7 protein-coding genes are annotated in these 9,635 nt (G+C 47.9%); 5 read left to right on the top strand and 2 right to left on the bottom strand.

Annotated features, from left to right (window positions below):
* The coding region (locus tag VN105_RS02795) for a sodium:solute symporter family transporter (protein WP_325637700.1) at positions 1-1,563 on the top strand (1,563 nt) is incomplete at its 5' end.
* A 28-nt stretch (positions 1,564-1,591) separates the two neighbouring features.
* Here VN105_RS02795 and VN105_RS02790 read toward each other — a convergent pair.
* Positions 1,592-2,548 carry an NADP-dependent oxidoreductase gene (locus VN105_RS02790; RefSeq protein WP_325637699.1) on the bottom strand — a complete coding sequence of 319 codons (957 nt, stop codon included), beginning with the start codon at positions 2,546-2,548 and terminating at the stop codon, positions 1,592-1,594.
* 98 nt (positions 2,549-2,646) lie between these two features.
* Here VN105_RS02790 and VN105_RS02785 point away from each other — a divergent pair, with 98 nt between their 5' ends.
* Positions 2,647-3,531: an AraC family transcriptional regulator gene (locus VN105_RS02785; RefSeq protein WP_325637697.1), complete on the top strand. Its 885-nt coding sequence runs from the start codon at positions 2,647-2,649 to the stop codon at positions 3,529-3,531.
* Positions 3,532-3,549: 18 nt separating this feature from the next.
* Here the strand turns inward: VN105_RS02785 and trhA are convergent, their stop codons facing one another.
* The gene (gene trhA, locus VN105_RS02780) at positions 3,550-4,194 is read right to left on the bottom strand and encodes a PAQR family membrane homeostasis protein TrhA (protein ID WP_325637695.1); all 645 of its coding nucleotides are present in this window, start codon (positions 4,192-4,194) and stop codon (positions 3,550-3,552) included.
* 200 nt (positions 4,195-4,394) lie between these two features.
* On the opposite strand from trhA, the gene VN105_RS02775 reads away from it, so the two are divergent.
* The 3 genes from VN105_RS02775 (at position 4,395) to VN105_RS02765 (ending at position 9,486) form a co-directional block, all read left to right on the top strand.
* Entirely contained in the window at positions 4,395-4,982 is a 588-nt protein-coding gene (locus VN105_RS02775) for an RNA polymerase sigma-70 factor (protein ID WP_325637693.1), read from the top strand.
* Positions 4,983-5,058: 76 nt separating this feature from the next.
* Positions 5,059-6,018, top strand: coding sequence for a FecR family protein (locus VN105_RS02770; protein ID WP_325637691.1), 960 nt, complete (start codon positions 5,059-5,061; stop codon positions 6,016-6,018).
* 84 nt (positions 6,019-6,102) lie between these two features.
* Positions 6,103-9,486: a TonB-dependent receptor gene (locus VN105_RS02765; protein ID WP_325637689.1), complete on the top strand. Its 3,384-nt coding sequence runs from the start codon at positions 6,103-6,105 to the stop codon at positions 9,484-9,486.
* Positions 9,487-9,635 lie beyond the last annotated feature (149 nt).

Raw genomic sequence — 9,635 nt, 5'->3', positions numbered from 1 at the left:
CTTGCAGAAGGATCGCTTACCTGGTGGGCCATCGGCGCCTCCATTATTGCTTCCAATATTTCCGCGGAGCAGTTTATAGGAATGAGCGGGGATGGTTTTTTCGTGGGTATCGCTGTATCTGTGTATGAATGGGTGGGGGCCGCCGCGCTGATCATTGTGGCGGTGTTCCTGATGCCGGTGTATATCAAAAATAAGATCTACACCATGCCTCAGTTCCTGAAAACCCGCTACAATGAAACGGTAGCCTTGATCATGTCTGTATTCTGGTTGTTTTTATATGTATTTGTTAACCTCACTTCTATTCTGTATCTGGGCGCCCTTGCCATTAACGGGCTACTCGGGGGCGCCTATTTTCACGAGGTAATGGTGGCATTGGCTATTTTCTCCGTCATCATTACACTGGGAGGGATGAAAGTAATTGGTTATACCGATGTGATACAGGTAGGAGTGTTGATCATTGGCGGTCTTGCTACCACCTGGATGGCACTGACAGTGGTGAGCGAAAAATTCGGATTGGGGAAAGATGTACTCGCCGGGTTTAATATACTTGTACGGGAAGCGCCCGATCATTTTCACATGATGCTGAAAAAGCCTGCTTCCGGCGCGCCGCAGGATTATGTGAACAAGTACCTTATTCTTCCCGGATTTGGTATGTACATTGCCGGGCAGTGGATCAGCAATCTTAATTACTGGGGTTGTAACCAGTATATTACGCAACGTGCACTGGGAGCCGATCTGCAAACCGCGCGCACGGGCATTTTATTTGCCGGCCTGCTGAAAATACTGATGCCTGTAATTGTAATGCTGCCGGGTATTGTGGCGTATGTATTATACCAGCATGGTCATTTGCCGCAGCTGGAAGGCGGGCAAAAGGATGGCGCTTACGCGGCCATTTTAACCTTGCTGCCAGCTGGTTTAAAAGGACTGGCCATTGCGGCGCTTACCGCCGCCATTGTGGCTTCACTGGCGGGTAAGTCCAACAGCATCTCCACCATATTCACCCTGGATGTTTATAAAAAATATATCAATACCAAAGCTGATGAAAAGCAGCTGGTATGGACCGGCCGGCTCACCATTATTGCAGCTATCGTTGTAGGCGTGTTATTTACCTGGAACGATGTGCTGGATATCGGCGGCGCCGGCGGTTATACTTTTGTGCAGAAGTATTCCAGCTTTATCAGCCCCGGAGTGTTTGCCACTTTTATTTTAGGCATGTTCTGGAAAAGGACCAGTGGCGCTGCCGCTATAGCTGGTATCATTACCGGCTTTGCTGCTTCCCTGTTCTTTAACCAGGTGGCTGTAAGGATCTTCGGACCGGAAACGGTGCTGTATTCCGCTTTTCACAATGCAAAAGGGGAGTATGAAATACCTTTCTTTATCAGTCTCGGATGGTCTTTCCTCACTACCGTACTGGTAATGGTGGCTATCAGCCTGGCCGGGCCGAAAGTGAGCGCCAAAGCTTTTGAGCTGGACTATGAGATGTTTAAGCTGAAACCCTCTTCTGTGATTTTAATAGTAACGATATTATTGTTGCTGTCCGTTATTTATGTACGGTTCTGGTAACGGGTTTGCTGTTTGCTTGTTATTTTTATTACGGTATTTTCACCACCACTTTACCCTGTGTTTTCCCGGAAGACACCTGTTCATGCGCTTTAGCAATTTCTTCAAACGCATACACGTTTGAAACATCAGAATGCAGCAGGCCCTGTTCCAGTAATGCGGCAATGGATCTTATGTCCTCTCCGCCGGACACTACGGATAACCGGTGCGTATATACGTTTTTTGCCGCTGCCTGTTGTTTTTGTTCATCGCTGAAAAATACAAGTAAGCTGATCACGCGCCCGCCGTTCTTTACGGCAGCGAGGGAGCGGTCCAGGTGGCCGGGTGCGCCGATGGCATCCAGTACGATATCGGCATCTGATACCACCTGTTCAAATGCCTGGCTGTTGTAGTCGATATGCTCATCGGCGCCAAAACCAAGTACGGCATCTTTTTTAGCAGCAGAGGAGGTGCCAATTACGTAAGCGCCGAAATGTTTGGCTATTTGTACGGCATAATGGCCAACGCCGCCTGCTGCCGCATGGATCAGCACTTTATCCCCTTTCTTTATGTGGCCATAGGTAACCAGTGATTGCCATGCAGTGAGGGCCGCCAGGGAAGCGGCTGCAGCAGCTTCGTAAGAGATGTTGGCCGGTTTCAGCGCCAGGTGGTTTTCGGGGGCCGCCACATATTGTGCATATGCCTTACCATGACCGGGAAAATTCACCATACCAAATACCGCGTCGCCCGGTTTGAACTGTGTTACCTTCCGGCCCACGGCAGTTACTTCTCCGGCAATATCCCACCCGGGAATAATATCTTCGCCATCTTTTGGCTGCAGTATTGCCTTAAGGGCGTTTTCATTGTTGCTTACAAATGCATCCACGGGATTAATACCTGCCGCATGGTTACGTACCAGTACTTCGTGGTCGTTAATAACCGGGTCGGGAATGTTCTTTATCTCTAAGTTCCCGGTACCGCCTGTTTGCTTTAATACGATTGCTTTCATATCCTTGTTTGTTTTTTTGTGATTTGATGAGTCAAAATTCCAATAAATTTGTAGCAGTACCCTTGTATGAATGGGTACCTTTTGTACAATCTTAGGTTATGGAAGTCGTTAATCTTTATAAGCCGTTTGATATTATGTATATAGAAGAAGATACGTGCCCCATGGGACAGCACCGTATCAACTTCTTTGAGCTTGTATATATCGTGAAGGGTACGGGAGCCTTCCACAATAACCAGCATACATTTGAGTATGAGCCGGAAAACCTTTTCCTGCTGATGCCGCAGGATGTACAGTATACCCGCATAAAAAGCAGGACGGGCTTCCTGTTTATCCGTTTTAACGGTATCTACCTGGAAGCGCAGCGTACGGGCAATACGTATAGTAACCTGGGCGACTGGGCAAGGAAACTGGAATTTATCTTCCATAATAATTATCATTTCCCCGGCTGCATTTTACAACACATGGATGATAAGCCAATAGTACGGGCGCTTGTTAACGCGCTGATGCTGGAATACCCGCGGGAACAATCGCTGCGCAACGAGGTGGTGCAGCAACTGGTAAATACCATTATCACTATTGTAGCGCGTAATGTATCGCTGCTTACGCCTGAAAAGATCCCGGTAAGCAGTGAAGCCTCCAACGATATTCTCAGTTACATTCACCAGAATATTTATTACCCGGAAAAATTACGTACTGAAAAACTGGCCGCGCAGTTTAACATCTCCCAGAATTATATCAGTGAATATGTGAAGAAGTTAACGGGGGAGAGCATCCAGCGTTATGTTACCAATTATAAGCTGAAGCTGGTGGAAACGCGCCTGGAGTACAGCGATATGCGGATGAGTGAAATTGTAGACGAACTGGGCTTTACAGACGAAAGCCATTTGAACAGGACATTCAAGAAATATACCGGCATTAACCCTACAGAATACCGGAAGAAAATGTGGGCGGAGAAAAATTACCGGCCGGGGTTAAGCGGCTGATAACTTTTCACCTGGTGCTTACATGGCCAGCAATACCGCCACATAATGACAAATAGCCGCTGCCAGTACCAGCAAATGCCAAACGGCATGTGTATAGGTATATTTATCCCAGATATAAAAAATAACCCCTATTGTATATAATCCGCCGCCAATAGCCAGCATAATGATCACCGGCAGGGGAAGGCTGTCGAAGAACCGCCGGCCGCCAAATATCATGATCCATCCCATCAGCAGGTAAATGATGGTAGATACAATATCATATTTCCCCGTAAACCAGGTTTTGAATAATACCCCTACCAGTGTGAGTCCCCATAAGATGGATAACAGTGTAATGCCAAAGGCATTATTCATATATACCAGGAGGAAAGGTGTATAAGTACCGGCTATTAAAAAGTAAATACTGATATGATCAAATACCAGGAACAGCTTTTTTACCGCCGGCTCCTGCGAGAGGTGATAGATAGTGGAGTTGGTAAACAGCAGTATAAAACAGAATGTATAGATGCAGGCGCCTACAATGCCCGGTGTATTACTGTGCGTGGCGGCAATACCGGCCAGCATGGGCAGCGCACTCACCCCGAAAATGATCCCCAACCCGTGTATCAGCCCGTTTACGATTTCCTGTTTACGGCTATATCCCTTTTCATTCATTACAACTGCCATCCGGTCAATTTTTCTAATGTTAATAGCGAACTGCATCCCCGTGCAGTATCCGTGCAAAAATAAGTTAATATTGGCTGGAACCGGGATCGAGTTTATCTATTGAGATATAAAAGGATTCGTTTTGCCAGGGGGTGTTGATTCTCAGCATAAATAAGCGTAAGTTAGACCACCAATATTTTTCTTCAAAGCACTTCAATCCTGTGGATACGAACGAAATAAATGAAGCCGCTATTAAAGAGGCGCTGAAACGCAGCGACAGGGAAGCGCTGGGTTTGATGTTCCGGCTCTATTATCCCCGGCTGCTGGGGTATGCATGCAAATTTGTGACGAAGGAAGCCGCAGAAGATATTGTACAGGATGTGTTCATACAATTGCAGCATAAAGGCGCCGCCGGCGATATCCGGCAAACCCTGCAGGGCTACCTTTTCCGCTCCGTTCATAACAGCTGTGTGGATCATTTAAGACACCAGATGGTACATCGCCGCTATGTAGACGCCACCCTTACCGCCCTTTCCCTGGAAGAAGCAGCCTGGTACGACCCCGAAAAAGGCAGGCAAAGCCTGGTGCTTGCCGCCGGCGACGAACAGGTACAGGAGGCTATAGGGCAGCTCCCTCCAAAATGCCGCGCTATCCTGGAGCTCCGGTATAAAGACGGCCTGCGGACCAGGGAAATATCCGGTATTATGGGAATATCGGCCCGTACTGTAGAAACGCAACTCTATAAAGCTATGAAACAACTCCGGTCAAATATCAAAAAGATAAAGATCCTTATCTGGTCGCTGTATTGATCCGCTTCCCCTGCCGGTCAACTTTTTTTTTATCCACGTACGTAGAATTGATTTATTCATCCGTCTTTATATTATCATGGAAGAACAAGATTTTGATTATAACCTGCTTATCGCGTTTATTGAAGGAAAAGCAGATGCCGGTGAAAAAGAGCAGGTACTTGAATGGCTGCATGAGAACGAACAACATAAGCAATTGTATTTCCAGGTAAAAGACATCCTGGATTACGCAGCTGCTCCCGGTATTACTGCGGAGGAAACAGACCTGCGCTGGCAGCAGGTGGCCGCCAGGTTGGCGCCAGCGCCGGGCAGGGGGAAAGTAGTGTATCCCTGGTACCGCGTGGCCGCTGCAGTGGCGGTATTAATGATACTCACCACGGCTGTATTATATATGTGGTTTCCCGCCCGTCCCGCACTGGTAACGGTTACCAACACCGGAGCCGCTCCAAGGGCGGTAAAGCTGCCGGATAGCAGCGAGGTATGGCTGCTGAACGGAAGTGAACTGAGTTATATACCCCGCTGGGAAAAAGAAAGGGAAGTAACCCTGAAAGGCACCGCTTTTTTTGAAGTAAGCAAACATACAGAACATCCTTTTACCGTGAAAATGCAACAGATGAACATCGTGGTACTGGGCACCTCCTTTATTGCCAACAGCAGTGCCACCACCGCTGCCGCCGCAGTAACCGACGGTATGATAAAGGCGGTATTGCCCGGGAAAGAATGGACGCTGAAACCCGATGAAGGCGTTTTCTTTGAAAACGGGAAAAGCAGCAAACAGCTGGTACACGGCAGCTACTACCGGATGATGAAGGCGGGCTTCTTTGATTTTAATAATACCAGCGTCGGGGAAATTGCGGAAATTTTACAGGTGGTGTATGGCTACCAGGTAACCGTACGGCAGGAGGATGCATTGAAAGAACATAGTATGAGCGGACACATGGCCATCAGTGACGAAGAAAATTTACGCAAAGCCATTGAAGTGATTATGCGGGTAACGATCATAAAAAATGGACAACAAATAATTATTCAACCAAAATAGCGATCAGCAATAAACGAATGAATCAGGAACAATGAACCTTGAAAAGAAAAACCAAAATTAAAATCAGATAAATCAAATCCCGTTATGAAGAATTTGCTTCCACTTACGTGGGGACTGGCACTGCTATGCCTGGCTACCAACGTGTTTGCCGCAGACGACGGCCTACGGCAGAACTTTGCCGCCAACAGCCATAACAGTAATGCATACACGCCACCGGGCGGCGGTTTCTCGCGCGATACCCAGCTAACGCTCAAAGTGGCGCTGGAAGAAATATACAGGGTAAAAGGGATCCTGTTTATTTACAACGACCGGCAAATAGAAGGCATCCATTTTCCCAGCGAGTTACTGAAGCTGGAAATAAAGCCGCTCATCACTGCCATTGATAAAATACTTACCGGGCATCAGCTGCGTTGCAGTAAGCTCAATAACAAGCAGTATCTTATAGTGGCTTTATCAGAAAAAGATGCGCCTGCCGCCCAGCTGGCGGAGCAGCCCCGTAAACCCGCAGTGGTTATTTCCGGTAATGTAAGAGATGGTATCGGTAACCCGCTGCCGGGTGTTACCGTAAAACTCAGTCGCTCCGGTAAAGGCGTTATCACCAATACTGCCGGGCATTATTCCATTGATGCGGAACCGCTGGACACCCTGGAGTTTTCCTTTATCGGCTATAAAAAACAAGTGCAGCCGGTTCGTAACCGGCTGGAAATGGATGTTACCATGGAAGCAGAAGAAGGAGGGCTCAATGAAGTGGTAGTAGTAGGTTACGGTAAGCAGCGTAAAATAAGCCTTATTGGAGCGCAAACGGGCGTTAAAATTGAAGAACTCAAGCAACCGGTGCGCAATCTCAGCACCCTGCTGGCAGGGCGCCTGGCAGGTATTATTGGCGTGCAGCGCAGCGGCGAACCCGGCTACGACGATGCGCAGATATGGATCCGCGGGATCTCTACTTTTACCGACAGCCGCCCGCTGGTACTGGTAGACGGTGTAGAACGGCCTTTCTCCAATATTGACCCTGAAGACATTGAAAGCTTTAATATCCTCAAAGATGCCTCTGCTACCGCTGTATATGGCGTGAGAGGCGCCAACGGCGTTATTGTGATCACCACCAAAGGTGGGAAAGCGCAAAAAACGCAGATCAATGCCGACATCAATAAAGGCATTACCCAGTTTACCCGCCTGCCTCATTATGCAGACGGTGTAACCTACATGAAAATGGCCAACGAAGCCACCACCACCCGCGGCGGTACCGCCCAGTATTCAGATGAAGCCATCAGTAAAACCGCCAGTGGAGAAGATCCTGAGCTATACCCCAATGTGAACTGGATTGATGAGATTTTCAGGAAGAATGGCAGTAATAAACGCGCCAACCTGAATATGCGCGGTGGCACAGATGTTACCAACTATTATGTTTCTCTTTCTTATTACGATGAAATAGGATTGTTTAAGAGAGATGATCTTGCCAAGTATAATTCCGACATAAAATTTACCCGCTATAATTTCACCTCCAACCTGAACATGAGGGTAACTAAAACCACCCGTCTTGAATTTGGCGTACAGGGATATATCGGCAATGGGAACTACCCGGGAACAAGTACAGACGCTATTTTCGACGCAGCCATCAAGCTGCCGCCCATTGTGCATCCCCCGAAATATTCAGATGGAAAGATAGGTGGCCAGCGTACCGGCGATGTTACCAATCCTTACGATCTGCTCACCCAAACCGGTTATACCACGGAGTTCAGGAACCAGATCTTTTCAAACATCCGCCTCCGGCAGGATCTGGGCTTCCTTGTGAAAGGACTTTCCTTTACTTCCATGTTTTCTTTCGACAGCTACAACCTGCACAGGATGGCCCGCAACAAAACAGTGGATAACTGGATTGCCACCGGCAGGGATGCAGATGGAAAGCTGATATTTGAACAAACCCGCATCGGAACTAATTACCTGTCGTATGCCAGGAGCAATGGCGGTAACCGCCAGTTCTATACCGAAACAGCCCTTAACTATGATAACACCTTTGGCAAACACCGTGTTGGCGGTTTGCTGCTGTATAACCAGAGCGATAAAATTGACGCCTTCAAAGATGATTTCATTGGCTCTATCCCACGCCGGCAGCGCGGCCTGGCAGGAAGAGGCACTTATTCCTGGAACGATAAATACCTTGCGGAAGTAAACTTCGGCTATAACGGCTCCGAAACATTTTCTCCTAACAGGCGCTATGGATTTTTCCCCTCCGCAGGCTTAGGCTGGGTGGTATCCGGTGAAAATTTTTTCCAGCCGGTCACTAATGTGATACAGTTCCTGAAGTTCCGCTTCTCCTACGGCCTGGTGGGTAACGGGGAGATCCTTGACGGCGATAATATCCGCCGTTTCGCCTATATCCCCATTGTGGCATCTACCACGGGCTATACTTTCGGAAAAGACCGTAACAACAATTTCAACGGCTATGATATCGGCGAATACGCCTCCGATGTAACCTGGGAAACGGCGAAGAAAACAAACCTGGGAATGGAGATCACCACCTTCAAAGACAGGCTGAATATCCAGGTGGATGTTTTTAAAGAAAACAGGAAAAACATTTTCCTGCGCCGCTCGTCCATACCCGCTATGATCGGGCTTCGCAGCAATCCTTACGGCAACCTCGGCAAAACGGAGAATAAAGGCATCGATATCTCGGTAGATTATAATCATAAAATAGGCGCTGTACAGCTTAACCTGAAAGGTAACTTCACCTACAACAGGAACAAGGTAATTGACGACGATCTGCCGGCATGGGCCTATCCATATCTCGAAAGAAAAGGGCAGAAGATCGGGCAGCGCTTCGGCTACATTGCAGAAGGCCTGTTCACCGATTCTGCCGAGATCGTGAGAAGCCCTGTGCAAAACGGTAACGTACGCCCCGGCGACATTAAGTTCAAAGACATCAACGGCGATGGTATCATCAATGCGTACGATCAGTCCGCCATCGGCTACGGATCTGTTCCTGAAATTGTATACGGCTTTGGAGTAAACGCCGCCTATAAAAATTTCTCCATTGGTTTATTCTTCCAGGGTATTTCCAATGTGGATATCTATGCCTATGGGGAGGGTTTTGTTCCCTTCCAGCAGGGCGGTACCCGCGGTAACCTGATGGATGTGATCACCGACCGGTGGACGCCCGAGAACCCGGATCCCCATGCGTTTTACCCGCGCCTGTCTTTCGGCGATGTGAATGATAATTATAAGTCCAGCACCTGGTGGGTAAAAAACGGGCGTTACCTGCGACTGAAAAATGCGGAGATCAGTTACACCCTCCCTGTTTCCTGGCTGAAACGGGTAGGTGTACAACGTTCCCGTATTTACCTGATGGGATATAATATTCTCACCTTCAGTCCTTTCAAACTATGGGATGTGGAGCTGGGAGAAGGTCGTGGTACCAAGTACCCGCAACTTACTACCTATAACGTGGGTGCATCATTTCAGTTCTAAAGCTAAAATCTAAAGGGATGAAAAAAATAACTGTAAAATATACCTTGCTGGCAGTGATCATGGTAATAGTGGCTGGTTGTAAAAAGGGGTTTCTCGACCAGGTGCCGTATGACCGTACCACCATTGAAGAAATTTTTTCCAGGAAGAGA

It is taken from the genome of Chitinophaga sp. (genome assembly GCF_035564935.1).
In the GTDB taxonomy this organism is placed as follows: Bacteria; Bacteroidota; Bacteroidia; order Chitinophagales; family Chitinophagaceae; genus Chitinophaga.
This window is presented reverse-complemented; position numbering and strand designations above follow the sequence as displayed.

What these genes read in the sequence shown, in the direction of transcription:
- VN105_RS02790 (WP_325637699.1), bottom strand. Translation starts at nt 2,548, where the DNA reads ATGAAAGCAATCGTATTAAAGCAAACAGGCGGTACCGGGAACTTAGAG.
- VN105_RS02785 (WP_325637697.1), top strand. Translation starts at nt 2,647, where the DNA reads ATGGAAGTCGTTAATCTTTATAAGCCGTTTGATATTATGTATATAGAA.
- trhA (WP_325637695.1), bottom strand. Translation starts at nt 4,194, where the DNA reads ATGGCAGTTGTAATGAATGAAAAGGGATATAGCCGTAAACAGGAAATC.
- VN105_RS02770 (WP_325637691.1), top strand. Translation starts at nt 5,059, where the DNA reads ATGGAAGAACAAGATTTTGATTATAACCTGCTTATCGCGTTTATTGAA.
- VN105_RS02765 (WP_325637689.1), top strand. Translation starts at nt 6,103, where the DNA reads ATGAAGAATTTGCTTCCACTTACGTGGGGACTGGCACTGCTATGCCTG.